This window comes from Kribbella sp. NPDC050470 (assembly GCF_044458365.1).
Taxonomy (GTDB): Bacteria; Actinomycetota; Actinomycetes; order Propionibacteriales; family Kribbellaceae; genus Kribbella.
This window is the reverse complement of the sequence record NZ_JBITHV010000024.1, coordinates 38554-64383: the sequence shown is the minus strand read 5'-3', so window position 1 is coordinate 64383 and position 25830 is coordinate 38554. Positions and strand designations below refer to the sequence as shown.

Annotated in this window: 24 protein-coding genes; 11 read left to right on the top strand and 13 right to left on the bottom strand. The window is 68.8% G+C overall.

The genetic code is table 11. The features are described from left to right. Positions 1-145: 145 nt before the first annotated feature. A complete protein-coding gene (locus ACIBGM_RS44460) occupies positions 146-499 on the bottom strand; it encodes a hypothetical protein (RefSeq protein WP_396389005.1) in 354 nt (117 codons plus the stop codon). A 72-nt stretch (positions 500-571) separates the two neighbouring features. Here ACIBGM_RS44460 and ACIBGM_RS44455 point away from each other — a divergent pair, with 72 nt between their 5' ends. Next, positions 572-880, top strand: a complete 309-nt coding sequence (locus tag ACIBGM_RS44455; protein WP_396389004.1) for a hypothetical protein — start codon at positions 572-574, stop codon at positions 878-880. On the opposite strand, the gene ACIBGM_RS44450 is transcribed toward ACIBGM_RS44455, so the two are convergent. Continuing rightward, positions 870-1856 carry an SDR family oxidoreductase gene (locus ACIBGM_RS44450; RefSeq protein ID WP_396389003.1) on the bottom strand — a complete coding sequence of 329 codons (987 nt, stop codon included), beginning with the start codon at positions 1854-1856 and terminating at the stop codon, positions 870-872. The two genes, ACIBGM_RS44455 and ACIBGM_RS44450, sit on opposite strands and share 11 nt — an antisense overlap. A gap of 453 nt (positions 1857-2309) precedes the next feature. Between ACIBGM_RS44450 and uraH the strand changes: the two genes are divergently transcribed. Next, on the top strand, positions 2310-2633 hold the full coding sequence (gene uraH / locus ACIBGM_RS44445) for a hydroxyisourate hydrolase (RefSeq protein WP_396389002.1): 324 nt from the start codon (positions 2310-2312) through the stop codon (positions 2631-2633). Positions 2634-2749: 116 nt separating this feature from the next. On the opposite strand, the gene ACIBGM_RS44440 is transcribed toward uraH, so the two are convergent. Further along, positions 2750-3880: an epoxide hydrolase family protein gene (locus tag ACIBGM_RS44440; RefSeq protein ID WP_360527479.1), complete on the bottom strand. Its 1131-nt coding sequence runs from the start codon at positions 3878-3880 to the stop codon at positions 2750-2752. A gap of 55 nt (positions 3881-3935) precedes the next feature. Here ACIBGM_RS44440 and ACIBGM_RS44435 point away from each other — a divergent pair, with 55 nt between their 5' ends. Next, entirely contained in the window at positions 3936-4934 is a 999-nt protein-coding gene (locus ACIBGM_RS44435; protein ID WP_360527482.1) for a WYL domain-containing protein, read from the top strand. 122 nt (positions 4935-5056) lie between these two features. Here ACIBGM_RS44435 and ACIBGM_RS44430 read toward each other — a convergent pair whose 3' ends face one another. Then, a complete protein-coding gene (locus ACIBGM_RS44430; protein ID WP_360527485.1) occupies positions 5057-5722 on the bottom strand; it encodes a response regulator transcription factor in 666 nt (221 codons plus the stop codon). Positions 5723-5795: 73 nt separating this feature from the next. After that, a complete protein-coding gene (locus ACIBGM_RS44425; RefSeq protein WP_396389001.1) occupies positions 5796-7631 on the bottom strand; it encodes a histidine kinase in 1836 nt (611 codons plus the stop codon). Positions 7632-8106: 475 nt separating this feature from the next. On the opposite strand from ACIBGM_RS44425, the gene ACIBGM_RS44420 reads away from it, so the two are divergent. The 4 genes from ACIBGM_RS44420 to ACIBGM_RS44405 all read left to right on the top strand — a co-directional run bounded on the left by ACIBGM_RS44420 (position 8107) and on the right by ACIBGM_RS44405 (position 10819). Further along, positions 8107-8451, top strand: a complete 345-nt coding sequence (locus ACIBGM_RS44420; protein ID WP_396389000.1) for a hypothetical protein — start codon at positions 8107-8109, stop codon at positions 8449-8451. Then, entirely contained in the window at positions 8448-9128 is a 681-nt protein-coding gene (locus ACIBGM_RS44415) for a hypothetical protein (RefSeq protein WP_396388999.1), read from the top strand. The genes ACIBGM_RS44420 and ACIBGM_RS44415 overlap by 4 nt, the downstream gene beginning before the upstream one ends. Before the next feature lie 116 nt (positions 9129-9244). Continuing rightward, complete coding sequence (locus tag ACIBGM_RS44410; protein WP_396388998.1) at positions 9245-10330, top strand: methyltransferase domain-containing protein; 1086 nt, start codon at positions 9245-9247, stop codon at positions 10328-10330. Positions 10331-10501: 171 nt separating this feature from the next. Then, the gene (locus ACIBGM_RS44405) at positions 10502-10819 is read left to right on the top strand and encodes a hypothetical protein (protein ID WP_360527500.1); all 318 of its coding nucleotides are present in this window, start codon (positions 10502-10504) and stop codon (positions 10817-10819) included. Positions 10820-10823: 4 nt separating this feature from the next. On the opposite strand, the gene ACIBGM_RS44400 is transcribed toward ACIBGM_RS44405, so the two are convergent. Genes ACIBGM_RS44400 through ACIBGM_RS44390 form a run of 3 tightly spaced genes read right to left on the bottom strand, consistent with a single transcriptional unit; the run spans position 10824 to position 15582 of the window. Next, positions 10824-13586 (bottom strand): ATP-binding protein, encoded by a 2763-nt coding sequence (locus ACIBGM_RS44400; protein WP_396388997.1) that lies wholly within the window; start codon positions 13584-13586, stop codon positions 10824-10826. Between the two features lie 23 nt (positions 13587-13609). After that, complete coding sequence (locus ACIBGM_RS44395; RefSeq protein WP_396388996.1) at positions 13610-14674, bottom strand: alpha/beta hydrolase family protein; 1065 nt, start codon at positions 14672-14674, stop codon at positions 13610-13612. Continuing rightward, complete coding sequence (locus ACIBGM_RS44390) at positions 14671-15582, bottom strand: DMT family transporter (RefSeq protein WP_396388995.1); 912 nt, start codon at positions 15580-15582, stop codon at positions 14671-14673. Before ACIBGM_RS44390 ends, ACIBGM_RS44395 begins: the two co-directional genes overlap by 4 nt. A gap of 78 nt (positions 15583-15660) precedes the next feature. Here ACIBGM_RS44390 and ACIBGM_RS44385 point away from each other — a divergent pair, with 78 nt between their 5' ends. Both ACIBGM_RS44385 and ACIBGM_RS44380 read left to right on the top strand, forming a co-directional pair. Further along, complete coding sequence (locus ACIBGM_RS44385; protein ID WP_396388994.1) at positions 15661-16563, top strand: LysR family transcriptional regulator; 903 nt, start codon at positions 15661-15663, stop codon at positions 16561-16563. A gap of 69 nt (positions 16564-16632) precedes the next feature. After that, positions 16633-17997, top strand: coding sequence for an FAD-binding oxidoreductase (locus tag ACIBGM_RS44380; RefSeq protein WP_396388993.1), 1365 nt, complete (start codon positions 16633-16635; stop codon positions 17995-17997). A 52-nt stretch (positions 17998-18049) separates the two neighbouring features. Here ACIBGM_RS44380 and ACIBGM_RS44375 read toward each other — a convergent pair whose 3' ends face one another. The 4 genes from ACIBGM_RS44375 to ACIBGM_RS44360 form a co-directional block, all read right to left on the bottom strand. Then, entirely contained in the window at positions 18050-18553 is a 504-nt protein-coding gene (locus ACIBGM_RS44375) for a hypothetical protein (protein ID WP_396388992.1), read from the bottom strand. Continuing rightward, positions 18550-19110, bottom strand: a complete 561-nt coding sequence (locus tag ACIBGM_RS44370; RefSeq protein WP_396388991.1) for a hypothetical protein — start codon at positions 19108-19110, stop codon at positions 18550-18552. The genes ACIBGM_RS44375 and ACIBGM_RS44370 overlap by 4 nt, the downstream gene beginning before the upstream one ends. Before the next feature lie 181 nt (positions 19111-19291). Continuing rightward, positions 19292-19831, bottom strand: coding sequence for a dihydrofolate reductase family protein (locus ACIBGM_RS44365; protein WP_360535163.1), 540 nt, complete (start codon positions 19829-19831; stop codon positions 19292-19294). A 10-nt stretch (positions 19832-19841) separates the two neighbouring features. After that, complete coding sequence (locus ACIBGM_RS44360) at positions 19842-20405, bottom strand: NAD(P)H-dependent oxidoreductase (protein WP_360535161.1); 564 nt, start codon at positions 20403-20405, stop codon at positions 19842-19844. A gap of 108 nt (positions 20406-20513) precedes the next feature. Here ACIBGM_RS44360 and ACIBGM_RS44355 point away from each other — a divergent pair, with 108 nt between their 5' ends. After that, positions 20514-23546: a BTAD domain-containing putative transcriptional regulator gene (locus tag ACIBGM_RS44355; RefSeq protein ID WP_396388990.1), complete on the top strand. Its 3033-nt coding sequence runs from the start codon at positions 20514-20516 to the stop codon at positions 23544-23546. Positions 23547-23626: 80 nt separating this feature from the next. Continuing rightward, on the top strand, positions 23627-25138 hold the full coding sequence (locus tag ACIBGM_RS44350) for an LLM class flavin-dependent oxidoreductase (RefSeq protein WP_396388989.1): 1512 nt from the start codon (positions 23627-23629) through the stop codon (positions 25136-25138). Between the two features lie 3 nt (positions 25139-25141). On the opposite strand, the gene ACIBGM_RS44345 is transcribed toward ACIBGM_RS44350, so the two are convergent. Then, positions 25142-25768 (bottom strand): DUF6308 family protein, encoded by a 627-nt coding sequence (locus ACIBGM_RS44345; RefSeq protein WP_360535155.1) that lies wholly within the window; start codon positions 25766-25768, stop codon positions 25142-25144. Between the last annotated feature and the right edge of the window lie 62 nt (positions 25769-25830).

Here is a 25830-nt window from a genome sequence, read left to right as displayed (position 1 = left end):
CGAGGCGGGACACCCCACCACGCCCACATAGCCCAGCACCAAGCCAATCCGGAATCACCGCCTCACGCCAAGCCGATCGGTGGATCGAGGCTTAGCGCCGCAAGCTGCTGCATCACCTCCGCTTTGAGCAGGAGGCGGTACCGGGTCATCGCGCTTGCGGAGGATCGGAAGGGTTCTCGTCTTCGTCGAGGTCCCAGCCGATCTCGGCGGCAGCCTCTTCGAGTGGGATCGACGGGCGCGGATCCGCGAGGTTCTGCCGGGCTTCCTCGTAGGCGTGGTCGAAGCCGTCCTCGTCGGCTGCGAGGGCGTCAAGGCGGCGCCAGACATCCCACGGGACGACCACGGCCTCGGGTTGGCCGGCGTCGCCGAAGACCAAGGGTTCGGGCTGGCCGGAGCGGAAGAGGTTGAGGAGGTTCGCCAGCTGTTGGGACGCCTCCGCCGTGGGGTGCACCCAGACACGTTCTCCGTCGGGAAGGAGGTGCGGCGTTTCGGGACTCATGCAGACAGCTTAGGAACGACAGGCCGTTTCGGGTTGGAGTTATCCACAGGGGGTTCTGAGTAGCCTGGGAGGATGGGTGAAGGGCGGTGGGTTGAGGTTCGGGTGGTGGGGGACGACGGGCGGGGGGTGAAGGTTGTTCAGCAGTTGCGGAAGGAGTTGGCTGAGCAGGAGTTCATGACTCAGGCGGGGATCGGGGATGCGCCGGAGATGGCGGTCGCGCTGTCGGGGGCGGATGTGGCGGCGTTGGTCGACGTACTGAAGAGCTGGATCTGCCGGCGGCATGGGCCGGGGGCGGTCCGGCTGACGGTGGGGGCGGAGTCGATCGAGGTGGACAAGCCGACGTTCGACGAGGGTGTGCTGGAAGCGTTTCTCAGCCGGTAAGGCGCGCGAGGGCTCGGCCCGCGGCCGCAGCACCTACGTCGATCGCCTCGGCGACGCGGGCGACCGGGCGGGACAGGTTCAGCCGGAGCTGCCGGCTGTACGACGAGGCTTCGAAGGGCCCGTGGGCTCCGTGGTCGCCGGGGACCGGGTCGTAGAGGTTGTCCGGGTCGTCATCCGGACGCGGCTCGTCGAGCTCCTGGCTCTTGTAGCCCGTGCGCCCCAGGAACGCGTCCAGCATCGGACCTGCGAACCGCTCGCCAAGGATCGTGTAAACGGTCGGAAGGCCGACCCAAACCTGTCGCCGCCGGTGATGCGCAGCGTGCCAGACCGCCTCAGCCGCGAGCTCGGGTTGGTAGATCGGCGGCACCGGCTGAGTACGGCGACGCAGCTTCGACCGCTGGATCCGGAACTGCGGCGTGTTCACGGCCGGCATGTGTACCTCCACCAGCCGTACGGCGCTCCGATCGTGCAGCAACTCGCATCGCACCGAGTCAGTGAACCCCTGGACCGCATGCTTCGCACCGCAGTACGCCGACTGCAGCGGGATCCCGCGATACGCCAGCGCCGACCCGATCTGCACGATCACGCCACGGTCGCGCGGCATCATCCGGTGCAACGCGGCCCGCGTCCCGTTGACGAAACCGAGGTAGGTCACCTCGGTCACCCGCCGGTACTCGTCGGCCGATATGTCCAGGAACGGCCCGTACACGGTCGCCATCGCATTGTTGACCCAGACATCGATCGGCCCGAGCTCCTCGGTGATCGACAGCGATGCCTTCTCCAGAGCCTCGGCGTCACTCACGTCGACCGGTACGGCGACAGCCCGCGACCCAGCCTGCTCGACATCGGCGACAGCCCCCGCGAGACCGTCCGAACCACGGGCGATGAGGCCCACGTCGTACCCGCGGTCGGCGAAAAGTCGCGCACACGCCCGCCCGATTCCAGCACTCGCCCCGGTGATCGCCACGACACTCATGGCCTCGCCGGTGCCCATTTGACTGGCTGTGACACCGAGGGACGGGCCTGCCCACGCATTGTGCTGGTGGTGACGTAGGCGTAGCTTCGAAGCATCATCCGGCAATGTGGCTGACGGGGTCGGCTCACCAAGGAGACACAGTAGGACGCCCGGGCGTGCGTGCTGACACAAGCCCGAGCATGGCTCCGCTTCCCGACCTGCCTGTGCCGGTCATTCTGAGATCGAGGGCGGTACCACGCCACCCCCCGCGTGGGTACCGCGCACCTGCGATCGGGCGACGGAGGACGGCTCCGCTTATGCGTCCCTCGTGATGGGTGGAGTCGACCGGAGCCCGGGTGCGTGAAAGCCCCGGGCTTCGCCACGCCCAAGCCCAGGCTCAGGCGCAAGGCATGGTCCGGAGTCCGAACGGGCACCGGAGGTACGGCGTACGGCGACCCGGAAGGTGGTCGACGAATGATCAGCACGCACGTACTCGACCTGGTGACCGGCCGGCCGGCGGAAGGTGTGACGGTCGTGCTGGAGGAGCTCGATCCGTTCACGGTGCTCGGTTCCGGGAGCACCGATGCGGACGGCCGGGTCGGTGAGCTGGGGCCGGCGCTCGGGCGGGCCGGCGATCACCGGCTGGTCTTCGAGACGGCGGCGTACTTCGCCAAGACCGGGCGGACCTGCATGTTCCCGCAGGTCATCATCGCCTTCACCGTGGTCGATCCTTCCACGCGGCTGCACCTCCCGCTGTTGCTGAGTCCGTTCGCGTACTCGACGTACCGCGGAAGCTGACTGTCGACGAAAGGATTGTCGACAACATGCCGGTGCGGCCCAGGCACCCTGGGCAGGGTGCGGGGCCGCACGGGGTTGGCGTCTACGGGTTGGCTGCAGGGTTGTCTACAGCTTGTCTACAGGTTGCGGAAGAACGTGCGGAGGTCGGCGGTCAGCTCGTCCGGCCGCTCGAGCGACGCGTAGTGGCCGCCCTTCTCGAAGTTCGACCAGTGCACGATGTTGGTGTTGTCACGCTCGGCCAACGGCCGGATCGTCTTGAAGTCGTCGGCGAAGACGGCGACGCCGGTCGGGGCGTGGTTCTGGGCCGGCTCGACGCCGGAGTGCGCCTCCTCGTAGTGGTACCGACCGGCCGCGGCCGAGGTGTTGGTGAACCAGTACAGCGAGACCTCGGTCAGGATCTGGTCGCGGGTCACCAGGCTGGTTCCGTTGCCGAAGCTGTTGAACAGTTCGTTCCAGGCCAACTGCCCGACCGGTGAGTCCGAGATGCCGACGGCAACGGTCTGCGGCCGGGTGCCGTTGATCTGGTTGTACCCGCCGACCGACTGGAACCACTGCAGGTGCTCCAGCGCCGCGTAGTCCGCCGGCGTGAACTTCTCGAACTCGGCCGGGTCGCCCGACGGGAAGGAGAACAGCTGCAGGACGTGCAGTCCGAGGAAGCCTTCGGGGTTCAGCAGGCCGAGCTCACGCGAGACCATCGCGCCGGCGTCGGAGCCATGGACGCCGTACGACGAGTAGCCGAGTCGGCGCATCAGGGTGTCGAAGGTGCGGGCCACCCGGGCCATCGTCCAGCCGCGCTCCACCAGCGGGGTGCTGAAACCGAAGCCAGGGATGGACGGGACGACGACGGAGAACGCGTCCTCGGGCGAGCCGCCGTACGCGACCGGGTCGGTCAGCGGCGCGATCATGTCGAGGAAGTCGACGAACGAGCCCGGGTAGCTGTGCACCAGCAGCAGCGGCGTGGCGTTCTCGACCTTCGACGGGACGTGGATGAAGTGCACGGTCTGGCCGTCGACGTCGGTCTGGTAGTGCGGAAACTCGTTCATCCGCGCTTCCTGCGCCCGCCAGTCGAACCCGTTCTGCCAGTGGTCGACCATCTCCCGGAGGTAGTGGTTCGGGGTGCCGTAGTCCCAGTCGTCGCCGGGGGCCGGCTCGGGCAGCCGCGTCCGCGCCAGGCGGGCGTTCAGGTCGTCCAGGTCGGCCTGGGCGATGTCGACGGTGAAGGGCCGGATGCTCTCGTTGTTGTTCATGGCTCTACCGTAGAATCCATATAGGAACATTTGATTCCTATTTGGGAGACCGATTTTGCTCGAGACTTCGTCGCGGTTGCTGAGCCTGCTGGCCCTGCTCCAGACCCGCCCGGCCTGGACCGGCGCCGAGCTGGCCGAGCGGCTCGAGGTGACGACGCGGACCATCCGCAACGACATCGACCGGCTGCGCGAGCTCGGCTACCCGGTCGACGCGACCCGCGGCCCGGCCGGGCACTACCAGTTGGGCGTCGGCGCCAAGCTCCCGCCGTTGCTGCTGGACGACGAGGAAGCGGTGGCGGTCGCCGTCGGGCTGCGGACCGGCGCCGGTGTGGCCGGGATGGGGGAGAGCAGCGCGCGGGCGCTGACGAAGCTGGAGCAGGTGCTGCCGCATCGGCTCCGGCGGCAGGTGAGCGCGATCCACAGCACGATGGAGAAGGGCCCGGACAACACCGGCTCCAACGTACAGGACCCCGAGATCGACCCGGCCGTGCTGACCGCGATCGCGGCGTGCATCCGCGACGAGCACTACCTCCGGTTCGACTACGAGATCCCCACCGACGGCCCGATCCGCGGGCCAGGTTCCGGTACGGCGTCATCGGGGTTGCCGATCCTGGTCGCGCCGTACCGGCTGGTGAGCTGGCAGCGGTACTGGTACCTGGTCGCGCGGGACGAGGCCGACGCGTGGCGGACGTACCGGGTCGACTGGATGTCGTTGCGGATGGCAACAGGCCGGCGGTACCAGCCGCGGCCGATGCCGGGGGACGACTACACCGACTTCGTCCTGCGGGACGTCGCCACGACCGGGTGGAAGGTGCATGCCCGGATCACGGTGTTCGCGCCCGCGCAGGAGGTGCTGTCCCGGATCCACGCGGCCGTCGGCGTGGTCGAGTCGGTCGACGACGACACCAGCGTCCTCGTCACCGGCGCCGAGTCCCTCGAGATCGTTGCCGTCTATATCGGCATGCTCGGCCTCGACTTCCACGTCGACGGCCCACCCGAGCTCGTCCAGCATCTGCGCACGATCGGCAACCGCTACCTGCGCGCGATCGACTAGCCGGACCGATCGACAGGAGGTGTGCGGCGCTGGGTAGTGCAGCCGAGCGTCGGCTTCCGGGCGCGTACGGTGTCTCGCAGGTGCACTACCTGTCGATCTGCACCCATCGGGTGGCCTGGAACTCAGGGGTTCTCGGTGCCCAGGCCGGCGTTGCGGGCCTGGATGATGGCGGTGGCGCGGTCGGCGGTGCCGAGTTTGGTGAAGATGGTGGAGACGTTGTTCGCGACTGTCTTGGCGGCCAGGTCGAGGCGGTGGGCGATGGCGGAGTTGGACAGGCCGGCGGCCAGCAGGTCGAGGATCTGGCGTTCGCGGGTGGTGAGCTCGGGGAACGGGTCGGCCGCTGGTGGTGGGGCGGAGAAGAAGCTGAGCACGCGGCGGGCGACGCCGGGGCCGAAGATCGCCTCGCCGGCCGCGACTGCCCGGATGGCGCGGGCGATCTCGTCCTGCTCGGCACCTTTGACCAGGTAGCCGCGGGCGCCGGCGCGCATCGCGGCGAAGACGGAGTCGTCGTCCTCGAACATGGTCAGCACGAGTACGGCGACGTCTGGTGCTGATCGCGCCAGCTCGCGGGTGGCGGCGAAGCCGTCGAGGTCGGGCATTTGGAGGTCCAGTACGGCGACGTCCGGGCGGATGGTGATCACCTCGCGGATCGCCTCGCGCCCGGTCGCGGCGACGCCGACGACCTCGATGCCGGGGAGCGAGGTGAGCAGGGCCGACAACCCGGCCCGGACGACGGGGTGATCATCGGCCAGCACCACGCGAATGGTCTCGGCTCGTTCGGGAGTCATCTGGGCTCCTCGCGGGTCGTCAGCGCTCGGTGCGTCGGTTGCGCTCCGCGCATGATCCCGGCTCCCTCGCGTGTCATCTGGGCTCCAGGGGGAAGGTTGCTCGGACTATGCCGCCGGTGGGGGACGGGCCGGCCTCGAAGTGGCCGCCTAGCTCGGCGGCGCGTTCTCGCATCGCGTGCAGGCCGACGCCTGGCCGCCACTCGCCGTTCGGCGGTCCGTCGTCGGTCACCTCGATCTCCAGATCGTCGCCACAGCGCAACGCTAGTACGGCGGACGTCGCGCGCGAGTGCCTGACGATGTTCGTCAACGCCTCGGTCGCGATCCGGTACGCCGCAACCTCCAACGCCGCCGGGAGCGGTGGCAGTCCCTCCGCTGACACCTCCACCCGGACCGAGGCACCGTCGGCGCGGAACGACAGTTGATCCGCGCGTTGCTTCAGCGCGCCGACGAGTCCGAGCTCGTCCAGCGCGGGTGGTCGGAGATCGTCGACAAGCCGTCGTACGTCGGCGATCGCCGTACGGGTGTCTGTCCGCAACATGGCGAGGAGGTCGCGGGCCTTGGCGGCGTCGGTGGAGACCAGGTTGGCCGCGGCGTCGGCGGTGAACGCGACCCCGGTCAGCGTCGGGCCGAGACCATCGTGGAGGTCGCGTCTGAGCCGGCGGCGCTCCTCCTCGCGGGCCGAGACCAGCTTCTCGCGGGACGACTGCAGTTCGGCTGAGAGCCGCATTGCGTGCACGGCGACGGCGAGCGGTACGGCGACCAGCCCGAGCACACTGCGATCGGCCGAGGCGAGCGCCGACTCGCCGGACCGGAGCCCGACGTGCAGCGCTCCGACCGCGGTTCCGCCGTACTCGAGCTCCAGGGGTACGACGGAGGGCGGCGGGGCGCCGGATTCGGCGACGATCCTATTGTCGACAATCAGACCGACGTACGGGAAGCGGAGCGCGGAACGGATGGCGGCGACCACGCCGGGGAGGCCGGCGGAGAGTTGTTCGCCGACCTGGGAGGCGACGCGGGCGGGGTCGCGGTAATCGCCGTACAGGGCTCGATCGACGAGTTGCTGCAGGCGGGGCAGGATCGGGGCGATGATCAGCGCCACCAGGACGGTGATCGCCGCCGAGCGGCCGACGCGGGAAGAGATCAGCGAACCCAGGATCGCGGCGAGGGCCGCATAGGCGCCGATGGCAACCAGTGACAGCAGACCCCAGGTCAGGGCGCGGGACACGACCAGCCGGATGTCGAGGAGCTGGTAGCGCACGATCGCGACCGCGACGGCGATCGGGATGAGCGGAATCGCCAGTAATACAAGGATTGGAGTGCCGGCGAGGAACGACCACGGGGTGATGAACAGGATCGCGACGACGGATGCCAGCAGCAACCACAGCAGTTGCCGGCGGCCCATTTCGTCGGCCCTTCGGTAGCGGATCGCCAGGCAGGTAATCGCCAGGAGGAACGCGACGATGTTGCGGAGCTCGGTGAGCGTCCAGAGTGGGGCGAGGTCGTCGTACGTGGAGATGGTCAGGTAGCCGCGCGGGAGGCCTTGGCCGGGGGCGTCGCCCGCGCCGGTCATCTCAAGGACGAACAGCGGTGAGGTGGCGATGATGCCGATTGCGGCCCAGCGCCAGCGCGGCGAGAGCAGGCGGCCGGTCGGGAACAGCAGGAGAGCGAGCGGCAGGAACAGGCCGATCGACCACGGCCAGGCCCACATCGACAGGGTGACGAGGAGGCATTGGGCAACCATCGGCGCGTCGGCGTCCGAGAGCAGTTGACCGAGGGGCGTGGCGACCGCAGTGGTCGCGTGCCCGATGCCGTCGGCGATGAACAACCACCCGATCGGGTTCCTCGGCCGATGCCACGCAATCGCCGCTCCACACAGCCCGAACGTCAGGCCCATCAACCCGTTCGTCACCACAAACGCATCTACCGCGTTCTGCCAGCCCCACCCCACCACCGCAGCCAGCACAACCGCCCCGACAACTTCAGCAACCACAAAGACCCCGAGCCCCGCCCCCAACCCCCGCCACCCACCCTCGAAAGCCCCCGAGGTGGAGCTTGTCGTTGGACTGAGACCCACCGGCCGCGCAGAGCCGTCCGTAGGCCTGGAGGTGTTCCCCGCCGACCGCGTGTAGCTGTCCGTGGGAGCGGAGGTGTTGTCCGCTGGCCCAGAGGTGGTGTTCGCCGGGGCCGGCGCGTGCTGGGGTGACGGCTTGTTCGGCGGGCGCCTGGTGGCGTTCATAGCGGCAGTGTGCGCCTGGGTGGGGGGTGGCGTCTCGGGAATGGGGTCCTGGGAGGGGCGGGGGGATTTCCCGGGGGTGCGGGAGTTCGGCCTCAGGTGGTGGGTGGGGTGGGCGGCGGACGGTGGTGGCCTGAGAGAGGGGAACAACATGTACAAGCTGGGTTTGGTCGTGCTCGGTCTGCTGTCCGTGGGGGATCTGCTGATGCCGGTGCTGACCGATGGGGAGCACCCGCCGATGGGGATTGCGATCGGTGCGGCGGTGGTCGGGCTGGTGAGTCTGGTGCTGGTCGGGTTCGCGTGGCAGGGCAAGCGGTGGTCGCTGGCGCCGCTGATCACGCTGCGGCTCGCGTCGGCGCTGCTCGCCGTACCGGCGTTCTTCGAGTCGGGTGTGCCCGCGGCCGCGGTGGCCGCTGCGGGCGTCGGCGTGGCGGCGACAGTCTTCGGCGTCGTCGCCGTACTGCTGCCGTCGCGTGAGTTGGCGGGTGTGCGATGAGCCAAACGATGACGAGTACGCCGCGAGTCGACGTACGGACGGTGTCGCGGTGGCTCGCGGCGATCCTGCTGCCGATCGGGCCGGCCGCGATCGCGTTGCTGCGGTACTTCCTGCCGTACGACACCGTCGACGACATGTCGACGATCACCAATAAGATTGTCGACAATCTCGACCGGGGTTCAGTGGTGTTGTGGCTCGGGTTCGTCGGGATCCTGACGCTGGTTCCGGGCGTGTACTTTGTCGGGCGGTTGACCCGGCGGCGTGCGCCCTGGCTGACCGCGATCGCGTTGCTGCTCGTCGTACCGGGGTATCTGGCGTTGCCGTGGACGGCGTCCGGCGACATCTTCATCTGGGCCGCGGGTACGGCGGGGCTCGACCCGGCCGCGATCACCCGGGCAGCCGAGGTCACGCACGGGTCGATGGACCTGGCCGGGTTCGTGTTCGTCGCGGGGCACGTGATCGGCACGATCCTGCTCGGTATCGCGATGTGGCGGTCGCGGCTGGTGCCTCGGTGGGCGGCGGTCGCGACGGCGATCTCGCAGCCGATCCACGCGATCGCGGCGATCGTGCTCGTGAGTCACACGCTCGACCTGTTCGGCTGGGGGCTGCAGGCGGCCGGGTTCGCCGCGGCGGGGTGGGCGATCCTGCGGCTGCGCGACGAGGAGTGGATGGCGTGACGTACGACGGCCGGCCGGCTGTGGTGCACGAGGCGTGGTGGTTGCCCTAACGGGCAAACGGAGTCGGTCCCGGACACCTACGGCGCTACGCTCGATCGCACTGAAGGGGGAGTGGGATGACGGAGACGGACGAGTCCGGGATCGACCTGTCGTCGCGGGGGAGCTTCAAGATCGCGGACGCGGAGACGCAGGACGCCGCGAAGCTGGCGATGGTGCTCGACCTGATGGCGCGGCGGCCCGCCGTACAGACGCTGAGGGCGTGGGCGCTCGAGCAGTTGGCGCCGGTCGCGGGGGAGACCGCCGTCGACGTCGGCTCGGGCACCGGTGAGGACGTCGTAGCCCTCGCCAAGCTGGTCGGCCCGCAAGGCCACGCGATCGGCATCGAGCCAAGCCCCGGCCTACGAGCCGAAGCCCACCACCGGGCAACAAAAGCCACCGCCAAGACGGCCGCCGCCAACGGGAAGGCCGATGGTGAGGCTGAGGCCGCTGCCGGGGCGAAGGTGGATGGTGAGGCTGAGGCGGCTGCTGGGGCGGAGGTGGATGGTGAGGCGGGTGCTGCTGCGAGGACGGGGGCTGCTGCCGGGGCGGGGGCCGAGGGTGAGGCGGGGGTCGCTGCCAGGGTGGAGGCTGTTGCCGAGCCGAGGGCGGATGGTGTTGCGGGGCGGGTTGGGGTGGGGGACGGCGGGGGTGTGGAGTTTGTTGATGGGGATGTTGGAGCGTTGCCGTTTGCGGGGGAGTCGGTTGATGTTGTGCGGTGTGAGCGGGTGCTGCAGCATGTGGCGGATGCGGGCGGGGCGGTGCGGGAGATGGCTCGGGTACTGCGGCCCGGTGGGCGGATCGTGTTGATCGACACGGACTGGGCGACCGCGATCGTGCATCCTGCGGATCCCGTCGTACTGCAGAAGATGGTTGATCACTTCCTCGCCGACTCGGCGAACCCGTACTCCGGCCGGCGGCTCCGCGGCCAGCTCGCCGCCGCCGGCCTGGAGATCACCGGCGAGACAGCCGCCACCTGGATCGAGGCGCAGGAAGGCGCCCGGCAGGGTTTCGCCTCGATGATGCACCTCACCGCCCTTCATGCCGGCGTCATCACCGAGGCCGAGGCCGAGGCCTTCGCCAAGGACCTGGCCGACGCCGCCGACCGCGGCGCGTTCCACCTGTCGCTGACGATGTACGCCGTCAGCGCACGCAAGCCCGCCTAGGCCCTGCCTGCTGATCCCTCGCCTACTGCGCGGGATCAGCAGACCGGATGTAAGGAACCTGAGGGCAGAACTAAGGTCCTGGCGCCCTGATGTATGGGCGCACGCCCGATGTGGTCGTCCGGCCTCGTGATCGACCGTGGAGACACGGAGAGATCATCACGAGGAGGAGCCATGATCCACCGGACGTCAGTCATCGCAGGCACCATGCTCGTCGTCTGCCTCAGCCCCCTGGCTGCGGCGACGGCATCGGCCCAGCCCCCGGAAGAGCGTCGAGCGCCCGAGGTCGTCGTACCCCGCGACCCACCGGCGGGACACCTGCACAACTACCCGAAGGAGCCGGACTTCGTCACCCCGCCAACGGCAAGCACCACCACCACCGACGACGACGGCGTCGCCGCGCTTCTGGCGAGCTGCACCGCAGTAGCCGGCGCAAGCCTGGCGCTGGGCGGCGTCCACCTGTACAAGCGTCGCCGGACCGAAACCACCTGATCCGTCAGGGCTTGTCCAGCCCCAGCCGCGCGGCCACTGCAGCAACCTGTACCCGGCTCTGCACGCCGAACTTCTCCATCAGATGCGTGACGTGCACACTCGCGGTCTTCGGGCTCATGAACAACGCCTCGCCGATCTCGCGATTGGTCAGCCCCTCGGTCAGCAACGCCAGCACCTGCTGCTCGCGTTCGGTCAGCACCGGAGGCCAGACCGCCCCGTCCAGCTCGGCTGTCTGCCGACCAGTGTCGACCCGGACGTCGACTCGAGCCAGCTGCCCGAGACGGTCGATGTCCGCGAGCAGAGGTACGGCGCCCAACTGCTCCGCGAACCGCTTAGCGGCCCGCAGTTGCTCGGCGGCCGTACGTCGTACCTCCGGCCCAGTTCGACGCTCCAGCAACGCCTCAGCAGCATGCACTCGCGCACGAGCCTCGTCATACGGCCGACCCAGCGCGGCCCACTCCTGAGCTGCAGTCAGCCATGACTCAGCACGTGGCTCACCGATTGCCCGCGAGCGTTCGGCCTCGACCATCGCAACCATCGCGCCCGCCGCCCGGCCAGTGATCGCAGCCTTGAGCAACGAGACGAGCCGCTCGAGAGCCTCCGGCGCAGCCACGGTCGCCGCCGCCTCGAGCCCGGCGGCCAAGAGGTCGATGTTCTCCAGTGGGTCGAGGGTCGTGGACACTCGCTCAGCGATCGACAACGCCAGTTGCAGTGCCTCCTCGGCGCGGCCGGTCTGCAGCAGCAGGCGCGTCTGCACCTCGCCGTACAACGCCACGAACTGTGGCTGATCACGCTCGACCAGCGATTCCGCCTGGTCCTGCAGCTCCGCAGCGGCAGTGACGTCACCGCGTGCCAGGCGCACCAGAGCGAGCACCCCTTGGAAGAAGCCCAGCTCGGACGGTCCCGACGGCTCGGACAGCCAGTCCAGTGCCTCGTCCCATCGCCCCGCCTCGTAAAGCGCCGCGACGACGTTCGAGTCCATCACGTCTTCCAGCCAGTGCCGCCCGAGCATCAGCGGGCGCACCGCGCGCCGGATCACCCGCGCGACGCGGGCGGCCTGTTCGGTGTCACCCTGCCGCCAGTGGAAGTCGGTCAGCATCACGCCGGCCATCGCCAGGTCCTCGGGTTCGGCGAGGCGGTGTGCGATCACCAGCGCGATCTCGTACCGCCCGAGTCCTTCGACGATGTCGCCGGCGAGCACCGCCGCGAGACCCAGCAGGATCTGGGCGGTGCCGATCGTTCGGGTGTCGTTGCAGCGCGTTCCGAGCTCGAGCGCAGCTCGTGCCGGACCAATCGCCTCGTCCCATCGCTGTGCCGTGGCGATCACCATGGCGCGCCGTGCGTAGATGCGCGCCCAGGTGAGCTCGTCGTCGGGCGAAGCGAGTGACTCGGCCAGCTCGACGTCTCGGACCGCATCGTCAGTGCCGCCGAGGACCATGGCCAGCCAGCTGCGCGTCAACGCTGCGCTCACCACAAGGTCAGCGGCAGCAGTGTCCGCCGACAGATCCGACAGCAGTGCCATGGCTCGATCAGGCTGCCCAACAGCGCCGAGGTGGCCGGCTGCGGCGTTCAGCAAGGCCAGCTTCGCCGGGACCCCTGCGCGGGTGTGTACGGCGTCATCCCACTGCGCGGCCGCGACGGCGTACCAATGGCCGGCCTCTGCGATCGCGAACCCCTGCTCAGCCAGCTGTGCAGCGCGCACTGCCCACAGCATGGCCTGGTCCGGGTCACCCGAGCGTTCGTACTGCTCCGCTACCTCGGCTACCGCACCAGCGCTGGGGTGCGCAGACAGCAAGCCTGCAAGGTGTTCAGCCATCCGCCTGTGCAGCGCCCGGCGGTCGCCCGCGAGCAGCTGCTCGTAGGCAACCTCGGCAAGCACGGGATGTCGTGCCATCCACCCCTGCGGTAGTTCGCGCACCATCAGACCGGACTCGTAAGCCTCATGAACTGCTGCTGCGTCACCGGATGCCGCCACGAGCAGCTCGTCATCGGTCAGCGCTCGGCCAAGCGTGGTCGCGATCCCGACCACCTGGCGAGTCGCCGGCGCTACAGCGTCCAGCCTGGAACCCAGTACCTGTCGCAACGACGCAGACGGCCGTGCCCCACCGCGAGCGAGCTCAGAGCTCAGGTACGGGTTGCCCGCACTCTGCCTGTACACGGTCTCGCCCAGCTCGGCTGGATAGTCGGCCAGCTGGCGGACCGTCTCCTCCAGTGTCAGTCGACGAAGGGACACATCGACGATGGCCGGGTTGCGCAGTTGCTCACCGAGCCAGCTTGCACGAGCAGGGTCTGTGTCCTCGTCGCGCCAGCTGCACACCACCAGCAGGCCTGACTCCGGCAGGTTGCGGCAGAGGTGCGCCAGGAAGTCCAGCGTCGACGTGTCAGCCCAGTGCAGATCCTCAACTGCCAGTACGGCGCCGTCGCGCGCCAGCTCACGCAGGTAGGCCAGCGTCGCACCCACAGCCCGCGCTCGACCCTCAGCAGACGACGCGGACGGCTCCACCAGCCCGTCCGCAACGCTGCGGGCGGCCATCAACGCAGGATCCAGCCCGCCGTACGCGACCGCCCCCGACATCGGCGCACACGCGCCCCGAAGCACCCGCAGCCCGGCAGAGCCCGCACCGTCCAGGACGACGCGGACCAACGCCGTTTTCCCGATACCCGCCTCGCCCCTGACGATCACCGCGGCCGACGATGCCGGCAGTGCGGTGACAAGTCCCCCAAGCGTCGCGAGCTCGTCGTCACGGCCGACCAGCTCCGTGCTCACTCCACCATCATGCACGCAAACCGCTAGACACCGTGCTGTTTGAGGAAGGTGACTGTCCGGGCCATGGAGGTCGGCCAGGCTGGTCCAAACGCATGTTCTTCACCCGGATAGCTGTACATCGTCGCCGTCTTGCCGGCCCCCTTGAGGGCAGCGAGCGCCTCACGGGACCACGCGATCGGACAGGTCGAGTCGGACTCGCCATGGTGGATCAGCACCGGCTCGGTGACCCGGTCGAAGAAGTTGATCGCCGACACGTTGCGCCAGAACGTGGGATTGCGGGCGGGTTCGCCGTACGCGCGCAGGATGGTGGAGGCGATCGGGCGGTCGTTGCGCTGCCAGCGGTTGAAGTTGTCGGCCGCGTCGGAGCTCACGGGGGCGAAGACCACAGCAGCCTTGATCAGCCCGGGCTGCGCGACCAGTGCGTTGTAGGTGACCCCGCCGCCCATCGACCGGCCGAGCATGCCGATCCGGTTCGGGTCGACCGACGGCGACGTGCGCAGTGCGAGTACGGCGTTGATCGCGTCCTCGGTGTAGCCGAGCCGCAGGTTCAGGTCGGAGCGCGGGTCGTCAGTGGACTGCGCATGTCCGCGATAGTCCGTGTGCAGTACGACGTACCCGCGCCGGGCGAGGTAGTCCTGCTCACGCATCAGGCCGCGGCCGTTGGTGTAGATCGCCGGGTCGATGTAGCCGTGGTTCAGGACCAGTGCTGGGTGCCGGCCAGGGGTGCGCGGGACGTTCATGATGCCGGAGATCGTCAGCGAGCCGCTGGCGTACGTCACGTGGTAGCGGGTGTAGGCGGCGTTGCGGGCCAGCACCCGGCCGAGGCGGAGGTTTCGGCCGTCGTACTTCTTCGTCATCATCGCCTGCAACGAGACGGGGTGCGGCGGCGCGGTGGTGGTCGGCTTGGCCGTCGGCGTGGCAGATGGTGGCGCCGACGGGGAAGGCGGAGGAGCGGACGACGTGGTGGGGGTCGAGGAGGTGGCGCTCGGAGTGGACGCAGGAGGTGCCGCGCCCTCCTCGGAGGTACAGGCGATCGCGGCCGTCATCACAAGCGCAGCGACTCCCGCCCACGTCATCCGCCGGTTCATACCCTCAAGTCTGCCGTTGGTTCTGCCGAACCCGCCGAAAGTCCAGACAACGATTGACGGCGCGGCCACTGCACCACCAGTACTGCGGCCAGCACCAGCGACCCGCCGAGCCACTGGGTCACCGTGAGCGTCTCCCCGAACACAGCTGCCGCGGCGAGTACCGTCACCACCGGCTCCAGGATGGACAGGATCGACGCCACGGACGGACCGACCCGCGCCATACCGGCGAAGAACAGCAGGATCGCGCCGACCGTGCTGACGACCGCCAGTGCGGCCAGCCAGAGCCAGCCCACCGGAGCGAACCCCAGGTCCGTCCCGCCACGCAGGAACCCGGCCACCAGGAACGTGCCGAACGCCCCCGTGCACACCAGTGCGCTCAGAGCGAGCGGAGGCACGTCCGCAGTCACGCGGTCGCCGACCAGGATGTAGCCGGTGTAGGTGAACGCAGCCCCCAGTGCCAGCAGGGCGCCCAGCCAGTCGAACCGCCCGGTCGACGCACCACTCAGCACCAGCACGATCCCAGTCAGCGCGATCCCCAGCGCCCATACCCGCCGCCGCGACGCCCGCTCCCGGCGGAGTGCGATGGCACCGGCCATGACCAGCACCGGGTACACGTACAGGATCAAAGCCACCAGTGAGGCGTCGATCCTCGCCAGTGCGGAGAAGTACAGCCCGGACTGCGCCGCATAGCCGAACACACCCATGCCAAGCCCGGCCAGCACGGCCCGGCGAGGCAGTCGGCGCAATGCGCCGCGTGCGAGCGCTATAGCCATCAGCAGCCCACCAGCCAGCCCGAAGCGGACCAGTAGCAGCGAATCCACCGACACACCCGCGTCGTAGGCGAGCTTGCCGAATACAGCCATCGCCCCGAAGCCGGCGGCGGAAAGTAAGCAGAAGAGGCGTCCCACGGCATCGATGGTCCCGGTTCAGGACTGTTCAGGTCTATCGCGGCTTCATGCACAGGATCGTGTAGCTATGCTGAACAAATGTTGGACCTGCACCGCCTACGACTGCTCCGCGAGGTACACGGGCGCGGCACCGTGCACGGCGCCGCCCGTGCGCTCGGCTACACGCCCAGTGCGATCTCCCAGCAGCTGTCGGTGCTGGAGAGAGAAGCCGGTACGCCGCTACTCGAGAGAATCGGCCGCAACGTCCGGCTGACTCCGGCGGGCCAGGTGCTGGTGCGGCATGCCGCCGTACTGCTCGAAGGGGTCGAGGCGGCGGAGGCGGAGCTGGCCTCGGTCGCGGCAGGACGCGCCGCTGGGGTGGTGCGGGTCGCGGCCTTCCAGTCGGCGTTCCTGCGCATCGTGGCTCCAGCTGTACGGGCGTTGGCCGCGAGCCATGCCGACATCCGCATCGAGGCCGCAGAGATCGAGGTGGAGCAGGCCGCACCGGCGCTGCGGCTGCAGCAACTGGACGTGGTCGTCGGTGACGAGTACGACGGACAGCCGCGGGCGGTGCACGCCGACCTGCATCGCGAGCGGCTGCTGCGCGAACGCATCCAGGTCGCGCTGCCCGCCGACCACCCCGCGGCCGGGGCAGATCGCGTGCAGCTCGGGCGACTGGCCGACGTACCGTGGGCTGCCTGCCACCCAGGCACCGGTCAGCACGAGATGCAGGTGCGCGTGTGCCGGGAGCTCGGCGGGTTCGAGCCCGACGTGCGCTATCACTCCGACGACTTCCTGATCCTGCTCGAGCTCGTCCGCACCACCGGAGCAGCTGCGCTGTTGCCCGACTTGGTGCTGGGGTACGGCGCTCCCGGAGTCGCGCTCTGCCTGCCTGCAGAAGGCGTGGTCGGACGCGAGGTCTTCCTACTCACCCGCCGAAGCCGCACACCGGTCGTCGACGCAGTCGCAGCCGCCCTCCAGGAGGCCGCAGCAGGCCATTGACGCATCCAGGGGCGCGGAGGAGGGTCGGGGAGATACGGGCCTGGGGGAGGTTCGGCTCTGGAGGGGGCAATGGGCACCATCGAGGACTTGAGGGAACGCACGAGGGGGCCGGTGTTCACCGGCGGCGACGAGGGGTACGACGAGGCACGCCGGGTCAACAACGCCATGCACGACCGGCGTCCGCGGGTCGTGGTGCGGTGTGAGAACGCGGGCGACGTGATGGCCGCGGTCGACTTCGCGCGGACGAACGAGCTCGACTTGGCGGTGCGTGGCGGCGGGCACAGCGTGCCCGGGTTCGGCACGGTCGACGACGGTGTGGTGATCGATCTCAGTGGGATGCGCAACGTCCGGGTGAACCCGGTCAGCCGGACCGCGCGGGCCGGTGGTGGCGCGACCTGGGGCGACTTCAACGCGGCCACGCACGCCTTCGGGCTGGCCTCGACCGGCGGCATCATCTCGACCACCGGCGTCGGCGGTCTCACCCTGGGCGGCGGGATCGGGTACCTGGACCGCGGCCTCGGGCTGGCCTGCGACAACCTGATCTCGGCGGACGTGGTGACCGCGGACGGACAGTTCCTGATCGCCAGCGAGAAGGAGAACGACGACCTGTTCTGGGCGCTGCGCGGTGGTGGCGGCAACTTCGGCGTGGTGACCGCGCTGGAGTTCCGGCTGGCGCCGGTGTCGACGGTCTGGGGTGGCCCGATGCTGTTCGAGATGTCCGACGGGGCCGCCGTACTGAGTGGTTTCCAGGACCTGATCGGTGCCGCGCCCGAGCAGCTCGGCGGGTTCCCGGCGTTCCAGATCGCGCCGCCGCTGCCGTTCATCCCCGAGGACCGGCACGGCGACCTGTTCACGTTGATCGTCGGGTGCTGGGCCGGTGACCCGGACCAGGGGCAGGCGGAGATCTCGAAGTTCCGCGAGCTCGCGCCGGTGGTCGCCGAGTTCGTCGGCCCGATGCCGTACCCGGTGCTGAACAGCATGTTCGACGCCCTGGTCCCACCCGGGCTGCAGCACTACTGGAAGGCGAACTTCGTCACCGAGCTCACCGACGAGGCGATCCAGGCCCACCTGCGGCACGCGCGAGGGATGCCCTCGGTGAACGCGACCGTGCACATCTACCCGATCAACGGCGCCTGCCACCGGGTGACTCCGGATGCGACCGCTTTCGCCTACCGGGACGCGAACTTCGCGACCGTGATCGCCGGCATGTGGCCGGACCCGGCCGACAACGAGGCGAACATCCAGTGGGTGCAGTCGTACTACGACGACGTCTCACAGCACTCGGAGCCCGGCGGCTACATCAACTTCATGGCCGGCGACGATCAGGGCCGGATCCGGGACAACTACAAGCAGAACTACGACCGGCTGGTCGAGATCAAGCGCAAGTACGACCCGGGCAACCTGTTCCACCTCAACCAGAACATCGCGCCCTAGACAACGAACAGCGCGCCGGTACGGCGGTTCGCCGTACCGGCGCGCGTCCGTCCTACATGGCCAGCAGGCGCTGGAAGAAGGCGCGGTACTTCTGCAGCGCGGAGCGCAGATCCTCGGTCGAGGGCTCACCGTCGGACCACTGCTTCTCCAGGCCCTGGTGCTGTTCCTCGAAGCTCATCGACAGGCGCTTGAGCACGTCGTCGACGAGTTGGTCGGCTTCACTCACCGACTGCCGTGGGTCGTCGACGAAGCCCTGCTGGATGACCTCCCAGCGCGTCCTGAAGTCGACCACCCGGTCCTCGGCCAGCAACGGCTGAGTGCCGTCGACCGCCGTCCACTCCGTGCCGCGCCCGCTCGTCATGCTCGCGTCTCGCTCGCTTGTCATGCTCGCGTCGCCTTCGCGGGTGTCCGTCGGATCCATGTCGTCGTGACGCGCGTCCGGCGTAAGCATGTCGTCCATGCGTGTGCTCGTCGTACCGATGTCGTCGTCACGCGTGTTCTGCGTCATGACGTCGTCGTCGCGGAGATCCGGCGTGCGGTTGTCCTGTGCACTCATGCTTGCTCCTTCACGTCTGTTGAGGGCGTGCTGTCGGCCAGCAGTGCCTCGACCAGATGGCGGTAGGCGGTGACGGCCTGGCGTAGTTCCTCGGTGTCGGTCTCGCCCTTGGCCTGGGCCACCGCGACCCGGTGTGCGTCGCGGTAGTGCGCAGCGACCTCCGGGTGCTCCACCGAGATGTCGCTGACCCGCTGGTCGAACTCGTCGACCGGGTAGCCGGCCTCGCGCATCATCCGCACGACCAGTTGGTCGGCGTCGGCGACCGCGGCTGCGGGCTGGTCGACGAAGCTCTGCTGCACGTGCGCCCACTCGGCGCGGTAGTGCTCGGCCGACTCATGGCTCAACGGAGTGATGTCCAGCTTCGACACCCGGCGCTCGCGCTCGCGCAGCTCGCGTTCGGTGCTCCGCCGGTCACCCGACTCCTCGAGCGTGTGCTCGTACTCCGGGCCGAACCGCTGCCGCAGCTCACCCGAGCGCCTGCGCTGGTACATGAACAGCAGCGCGGCCGCCGCGAGCACCACCACGGCGACGATGACGACTGTCAGGGCGGTATCCATCAGACCTCCAGTCACTTGAGCAGTCCGAGCGATCCGGAGAACCCGATCGCGAGGACCTTCGGCAGGCGGTCTCCAGCGCCGCCTCACATCCCCGAGGCACAGCCGGTACCCACACCAAACGCAGACAAGCGTCCAGCCGGCGCACCCGGGACTGCGGGTGGCCGGCTGGACGCGGAGGGTCTCAGGCCTTCGGGGCCAGCTTGTGGACGACGATGCCGGACTTGAAGGTGGTGGTGCCGAGCAGTTCCAGGTGGGTGATGGCGACGTCGACGCCGTCGAACAGCTTCGCCCCACTGGCCAGGACCGGAAAGATCCAGAAGTGGTACTCGTCGACGAGCTTGTGCTCCAGCAGCGTCTTCGAGAACTCACCCGTGCCGTACTTGATCAGGTCGCCGCCGTCCTCCGCCTTGAGTCGCTTGACCGCCTCGGCCGCGTCACCCTCGAGCGGGCGGGCGTTCCAGGTGAACTCGGTCAGGGTGCGCGTGGCGACGTACTTCGGCATCGCGTTGAAGTTGTCCGTGAACGGGTCGCCGCTGCGCTGCGACCAGGCCTCGGCGAAGCCTTCGTAGGTGACCCGGCCGAGCACTTGGGCCTCGACGCCTTCCATCAGGCCCTGGGAGTAGGCGGCGTGCTCGTCGTCCCAGTACGGCGGGGAGAAGTCCTGCGGGTTGTCGATGACGCCGTTGGTGGTCATGAAGGTGGTCTCGATCAGCTTCCTCATTGTTCTTTCCTTACTGTTGGTAGGGACGTGCGGTGCGTGCATCCAGGAGTGCTCGGGCCCACCAGACGAGCTGGTCGAGCATGAGCTTGGCCTGGGCCTCGTAGCCGGCCGACGCTCGCGGCCAGTCGCCGTCGGCGGTGAACTGCTCCCAGTAGCAGGGCAGTGCGACCGTGTGACGGATGGTGACGGCCTGGAGCTCGGAGAAGACCTGTCGCAACTGCGCTGTCGCGTTCAGTCCGCCGGTCTCCCGGCCGTAGCTGACGATCGCGACCGGCTTGGCGTGCCACTCCTCGTAGTACCAGTCCAGTGCGGTCTTCAGCGGTGCCGGGAAGCTGCAGTTGTACTCCGGGGTCACCACGGCGAACGCGTCTGCTGTGGCGAGCCGCGGAGCCAGTACGGCGACCTCGGCGGGGGTCTCGTCGTCGGTGTCGGGCAGTGTGGTCGGCAGGTTCGCGGTGGCCAGGTCGATCAGGTCCACCTCGAACTGCTTGCCGGCCTGCTGGGCGAGCCAGTGGGCCACGGTCGGTCCGAAGCGTCCGTTGCGGGTGCTGCCGATGATCACTGCCAGTCGCATCTGCTGCCTCCTTTCTGATGACCCAGACTCTGCCGGAACCCGTTTACGGTTTCTTTCCGGTCGACCGGGGTGGCGCCGTAAGACCGGTCCGGCGGTTAGGGTGCGGCCATGCGTTTCGGGGTGCTCGGGCCGGTCACTGCCTGGACGGACGCGGGTGAGCCCGTCACGATCCAGGGCCTGAAGGTCCGTGCCCTGCTGGCCGACCTCCTCGTCCACGAGGGCCGCCCGGTCCCCGCCGACCGCCTCATCGACGACCTCTGGGGCTCACAGCTCCCCGGCAATCCGGCCGGCACGCTCTCCGCCAAGGTGTCGCAGCTCCGCCGCGCCTTCGAGGACGCCGAGCCCGGCAGTCGCGCATTGGTGAAGTCCGGCCCGGCCGGCTACTCACTGACCGTCGACAGCTCGTCGTACGACGCTCTGACCTTCGCGGACCGAGTTGGCGCGGGACGGCTGGGCGAGGCGCTCGCGTTGTGGCGTGGTCCGGCGTACGCCGACTTCGCGGACGAGGCGTTTGTGGAGACGGCTGTGGCCCGGCTGGACGAGCAGCGGCTCAATGCGGTCGAGACCTGGGCCGATGCGCCGGTGGATGAGCTGGCTGCGCTGGTTGCTGAGCACCCGCTGCGTGAGCGGCTGCGTGCGAGTCACATGCGTGCTCTCTACCGGAGCGGTCGACAGACTGAGGCGCTGGACAGCTACGAGGAGCTGCGACGCTTGCTGGCCGACGAGCTGGGGCTGGATCCCAGTCCGGAGCTGGTCGCGCTCCACCAGTCGATCCTCACGCAGGAGCTTCCCAGCCGGCGCTCCAACCTGCCTGCGCAGTTGACCGAGCTGATCGGCCGGTCCGAGGCGTTGGCCGACGTCAGCGCGTGCCTGGCCGCATCGCGGCTGGTCACGCTGACCGGCCCAGGGGGAGTGGGTAAGACCCGGCTCTCTCTGGGCGCGGCCGCTGAAGTGGCTGACCGGTTCTCTGACGGTGTTGTCTTCGTCGAGCTGGCGGCGGTGACTCCTGCTGCGCTGTCGGTGAGCAACTCGCTGACGGACGCTGTGCAGGCTGCGCTGGACGTGCGGGACATTGCCGGACCGTTTGAGACCGTGGTGGAGCGGCTGGCGGCCGTGATGGGCTCTCGCTTGCTGGTGCTCGACAACTGCGAGCAGGTGGTGTCCGAGGTCGCTGACCTGACGGATCGCTTGCTGGCAGCTGCTCCGGGCTTGCGAGTGTTGGCGACGAGTCGCGAGCCGCTGGGTCTGGCCGGCGAGGTCGTGTGGAGTGTGCCGACGCTTGACGTGCCGTCGCGAGATGACGGGATCGAGGTGCTGAGCGAGCGAAGCGCGGTGCAGTTGTTCGTTGCCCGGGCTTCGGCAGCATCGCGTGATTTCACTCTGACCGATGAGAACGCTGCTGACGTGTCCGTGCTCTGCAGACGGCTGGACGGCATTCCGCTTGCGCTGGAGCTTGCGGCGACGCGCGTACGCGCTCTTGGTGTCCGTGGACTGGTTGCGCGGCTGGACGATCGCTTCCGATTGCTGGCGACCGGGCACCGTGGGGCTGCGCCGCGGCAGCAGACGCTGCTCGCGATGATCGACTGGAGCTGGGAGCTGCTCAGCCCGGACGAGCAGGCTGTGTTGCGGCGGCTCGCCGTACATGCGGATGGGTGCACGGCAGAGGCTGCGTCGGTGGTGTGCGGCTTCGACGTACTCGATGTGCTGATCCGGTTGGTGGACCGGTCGCTCGTCGTACCGGTGCAGGGCGTGGAAGGGCCGCGGTACCGGCTGTTGGAGTCTGTGGCGGCGTACTGCGTGGAGAAGCTGCGTGCCGCGGACGAGCTGGAGTCCGTGCAGCAACGGCATCTGGAGTACTACACGTCCTTCGCCGAGGAGGCTCGGCCGCAGCTGTACGGCGGTGCGCAGGGTAGGTGGTTGCAGCTGCTGGACGAGGACGCGGCCAACCTGCGGTCTGCGTTGGACCGTGCTGTCGCCACCGACCAGGTTGAGTTGGCTGAGCGGTTGGTGGACGCACTGGCCTGGTACTGGTACCTGCGTGGGCGGATCGCTGAGGCGCTGCGGTCGCTGGCGGCAGTGCCGGGCTCAAAGCGGGCTGGTGCTTGGCGAGTCGGGTTCATGTACGTGCAGGGCGACAGTGCTGCTGCCGCGGAGCGGGATCGGTGGCTTGAGGCGGCAGATGCTCGTGCGCAGTGGTGGATCGCCTTTGCTGGCAGCGATGTCGGCGACCTGGTGACCTGCCAGGCGCTGCTGGAGGTCGCGTTGAAGACCTTCGAGGCGGACGGCGACCAGTGGGGTGTCGCAGCCGTGCTGGCGGCGCGCGCCAAGCATGCACATGTGCGGTCTGACGCCGCCGCGCTGCATGCGGATGCATCCGAGAGTGCACGCATCTTCCGGACGCTGGGGGACCGGTGGGGTGTTCTGCAGGCGACCAGTTGGCTCAGTGCGCATGCAGAGTTCGTCGGCGACTTCGACAAGGCAGCGCAGTTGCAGCGCGAAGGTGCGCAGCTGGCTGACGAGCTTGGGCTCTGGCCGGAGCTCGCTGGCTCATTGGGGATGCTGGGCTGGACTGAGATCAGGCAGGGCGACTACGACGCTGCTAGAGCGCATGGCGAGCGTGCGCTGCGCCTGGCGACCGAGCAGGACCAGCGGTCGACGCAGGCCCTTGCGGAGATCGTGTTGGCTTACGCGGCCCGCCGTACCGGTGCACTGGACGAGGCAGAGACGCGCCTGCGCGCGCTGGTGGATGCAGCACGCCAGCAGAAGGACCCGGTCCTCTACTTGTCGATGGTGTTGACGGAGCTCGCGTACGTCGTGGAGCTGCGTGGCGAGCCGTCGACGGCGCTCGAGCTGCACCTCGAGGCCTTCCGCATCTCTGAGGAGTACGAGTCGGTGCGCGGCATGTGCTGGTCGCTGGAGGGCATCGCCGCCTGCCTGCCGGACAAACGTGTTGCTGCACAGCTGCTGGGCTCGGTGGACGCGACCCGCGCTGCCGAGGGCTTCCTGGTCGCCCCTGCCGAGTCCGGCGACTACGACCGTTCTGCGTCGGCAGCCCGCGCGGTGCTGGGGGACGAGGAGTACGAGCTCGCCCACGCCGCCGGGACCACCCTGTCCCCGGAGCAAGCCTTTCGTCTGCTCTGATCTCTTGTAGATATTCTGCGCTTGAGATTATTTGTGCGCCGAAGTAGTTTGGTGGTCACTCAGACGCTGAAAGGTGAACCATGGACTACGGCCACGAGCTGGTCTTCGGCACGTTCCTGACCCCGGCGGTCGACAGCCCGGCCCGGGTGATCGCGCTGGCGCAACTGACCGAGCAGGTCGGCCTCGACCTGGTCACCTTCCAGGACCACCCGTACCAGCCGCGCCTGATGGACGCCTGGACCCTGCTGTCCGTCGTCGCCGCCCAGACCCAGCGCATCAAGGTCGCGACGAACGTCGCCAACCTCCCGCTGCGGCACCCGGTCGTCCTCGCCCGCAGCGTCGCCACCTTGGACCTGATCAGCGGTGGCCGGGTCGAGCTGGGGCTCGGAGCCGGCGGCTTCCTGGAGGCGGTCGCTGCGAACGCGGGTCCTCAACTGACCGCCGGGCAGAGCATCGGCGCGCTGGAAGAAGCCATCGCGATCATGCGTGAGGTGTGGACGCCGGAGGGCGGCGGCATCCGGCTGCCGGGCAAGCACTACACCCTCGCCGGCGCCAAGCGTGGTCCGCAGCCTGCGCACGACGTCGAGATCTGGCTCGGCGCCTACAAGCCGCGCATGCTCGCGGTCACAGGGCGCCTTGCCGACGGCTGGCTGCCAAGCAGTGCGTACGCCGGGCCGGACCAGCTCGCCGCGATGAACAAGATCATCGACGAGGGCGCCGTGGAGGCAGGGCGCGACCCTGCGTCGGTGCGGCGGCTCTACAACCTGTCTGGGCGGTTCGACGGTCGTGGTGGCGGGTTCCTGCAAGGTCCGGAGGAGCTGTGGATCGACCAGCTCGCCGAACTGACGCTGGGCGAGGGCATGAGCACCTACGTCCTGGGCTCCGACAACCCTGACGACATCCGCCGGTTCGCTGAGGTTGCCAGTGGTGTCCGCGAGGCCGTGTCCGCTGCTCGCTCCGGTGCGGTCGTTGAGCGTGCTGCTCCCGATTCCGGTGCGTTTGCCGTGCTGCCGACTCCAGCTCCTGCCGTACGACGAAGCGCCGTACAGGTGCTGGATGAGTCGGAGCGGCCGACCGGGCCGGCATTGGACCCGGAGCGGACGTATACGCCGTACCAGCTGCAGTCTGGTCAGCACCTGATCGACGTACACGACCATCTGCGTGCTGAGCTCGAGCAGATCAGGGACTTGGTCGAGCAGGTGGCCGCCGGCTCGATCGGTGTCGGGCAGGCGCGGTCGCACATCAACACGATGACCATGCGGCAGAACAACTGGACGCTGGGGACGTACTGCGAGTCGTACTGCCGGCTGGTGACCACTCACCACACGCTGGAGGACACGTCGCTGTTCCCGCACTTGCGGCGGGCCGATCCGGCGCTGGCGCCCGTCGTGGACCGGCTGGAGGAGGAGCACCGGATCATCCACGACGTACTGGAAGGCGTGGACAAGGCTCTGGTCGCGCTGGTTGACGGGTCAGGCAGCATCGACGGCCTGCGGTCGGCCGTGGACCTGCTGGACGACACGCTGCTCTCGCACCTGTCCTACGAGGAGCGGGAGCTGGTGGAGCCGCTGGCGCGGCTCGGGGTCATTTAGCCCCTATTTGGCCTCGCCGAGGAGGGAGGCGAGGATGTCGAGGAGGCGGAGGGTCGGCACCTCACCGAGCAGCCGCGCGGCCGACGTCGCCGGCTCGGCGATCAGCCGGACCTGCAGCAGCTTGAAGTCGCGGACGTTGGCCGGGTTGACCAGGTCGTTGTGCACCGCGGTCAGGAACTCGGCGCCGGCCGACGCCGAGCCGTAGGTCATCCGGATGAAGCTGTCGGTCACCGGGTAGAGGAACGGCCGCTTCAGGTGCAGCAGCTTCGACTTCTTCGCGTGCCCGAACCCGCGGTGGCCGGTGAACTTCTCGTCCAGCGCCATCGCCGCCTCGAACAGCTCGCTGCCCGGCGCCGCGTCCTCCAGCCGCGCGTCCACCGGGATCGCGGCGAGCTCCTTCTCCGCCTCCACCTCGAGCAGCCACGGGATGTCCATCGCGCGCAGGTCGGCGCCGATCACCATCGTCCGGGCCAGGTCCTCGAGCGTGATCCGGTTCGGGTCGGACCCTCCGACGCACGTCATCCCCGGCAGACCGTCGTAGTACTGCAGCACGGCGCCGTTCGTCTCGGCGTACAGCCGTAACTGCGCAATCGCCTCGTCGACGACGATCTTCCGAGTACCGATGTTCATGAGCCACACCCTCACACTCTTGGTGGCAGACCCGCCAGCAGACAGACCGTCATCCGAACGTT

What these genes read in the sequence shown, in the direction of transcription:
- ACIBGM_RS44350 (WP_396388989.1), top strand. Translation starts at nt 23,627, where the DNA reads ATGGACTACGGCCACGAGCTGGTCTTCGGCACGTTCCTGACCCCGGCG.
- ACIBGM_RS44450 (WP_396389003.1), bottom strand. Translation starts at nt 1,856, where the DNA reads ATGAGTGTCGTGGCGATCACCGGGGCGAGTGCTGGAATCGGGCGGGCG.
- ACIBGM_RS44380 (WP_396388993.1), top strand. Translation starts at nt 16,633, where the DNA reads ATGGGCACCATCGAGGACTTGAGGGAACGCACGAGGGGGCCGGTGTTC.
- ACIBGM_RS44410 (WP_396388998.1), top strand. Translation starts at nt 9,245, where the DNA reads ATGACGGAGACGGACGAGTCCGGGATCGACCTGTCGTCGCGGGGGAGC.
- ACIBGM_RS44375 (WP_396388992.1), bottom strand. Translation starts at nt 18,553, where the DNA reads ATGAGTGCACAGGACAACCGCACGCCGGATCTCCGCGACGACGACGTC.
- ACIBGM_RS44455 (WP_396389004.1), top strand. Translation starts at nt 572, where the DNA reads ATGGGTGAAGGGCGGTGGGTTGAGGTTCGGGTGGTGGGGGACGACGGG.
- ACIBGM_RS44370 (WP_396388991.1), bottom strand. Translation starts at nt 19,110, where the DNA reads ATGGATACCGCCCTGACAGTCGTCATCGTCGCCGTGGTGGTGCTCGCG.
- ACIBGM_RS44415 (WP_396388999.1), top strand. Translation starts at nt 8,448, where the DNA reads ATGAGCCAAACGATGACGAGTACGCCGCGAGTCGACGTACGGACGGTG.
- ACIBGM_RS44355 (WP_396388990.1), top strand. Translation starts at nt 20,514, where the DNA reads ATGCGTTTCGGGGTGCTCGGGCCGGTCACTGCCTGGACGGACGCGGGT.
- ACIBGM_RS44440 (WP_360527479.1), bottom strand. Translation starts at nt 3,880, where the DNA reads ATGAACAACAACGAGAGCATCCGGCCCTTCACCGTCGACATCGCCCAG.
- ACIBGM_RS44420 (WP_396389000.1), top strand. Translation starts at nt 8,107, where the DNA reads ATGTACAAGCTGGGTTTGGTCGTGCTCGGTCTGCTGTCCGTGGGGGAT.
- uraH (WP_396389002.1), top strand. Translation starts at nt 2,310, where the DNA reads ATGATCAGCACGCACGTACTCGACCTGGTGACCGGCCGGCCGGCGGAA.
- ACIBGM_RS44460 (WP_396389005.1), bottom strand. Translation starts at nt 499, where the DNA reads ATGAGTCCCGAAACGCCGCACCTCCTTCCCGACGGAGAACGTGTCTGG.
- ACIBGM_RS44385 (WP_396388994.1), top strand. Translation starts at nt 15,661, where the DNA reads ATGTTGGACCTGCACCGCCTACGACTGCTCCGCGAGGTACACGGGCGC.
- ACIBGM_RS44345 (WP_360535155.1), bottom strand. Translation starts at nt 25,768, where the DNA reads ATGAACATCGGTACTCGGAAGATCGTCGTCGACGAGGCGATTGCGCAG.
- ACIBGM_RS44405 (WP_360527500.1), top strand. Translation starts at nt 10,502, where the DNA reads ATGATCCACCGGACGTCAGTCATCGCAGGCACCATGCTCGTCGTCTGC.
- ACIBGM_RS44430 (WP_360527485.1), bottom strand. Translation starts at nt 5,722, where the DNA reads ATGACTCCCGAACGAGCCGAGACCATTCGCGTGGTGCTGGCCGATGAT.
- ACIBGM_RS44395 (WP_396388996.1), bottom strand. Translation starts at nt 14,674, where the DNA reads ATGAACCGGCGGATGACGTGGGCGGGAGTCGCTGCGCTTGTGATGACG.
- ACIBGM_RS44360 (WP_360535161.1), bottom strand. Translation starts at nt 20,405, where the DNA reads ATGCGACTGGCAGTGATCATCGGCAGCACCCGCAACGGACGCTTCGGA.
- ACIBGM_RS44365 (WP_360535163.1), bottom strand. Translation starts at nt 19,831, where the DNA reads ATGAGGAAGCTGATCGAGACCACCTTCATGACCACCAACGGCGTCATC.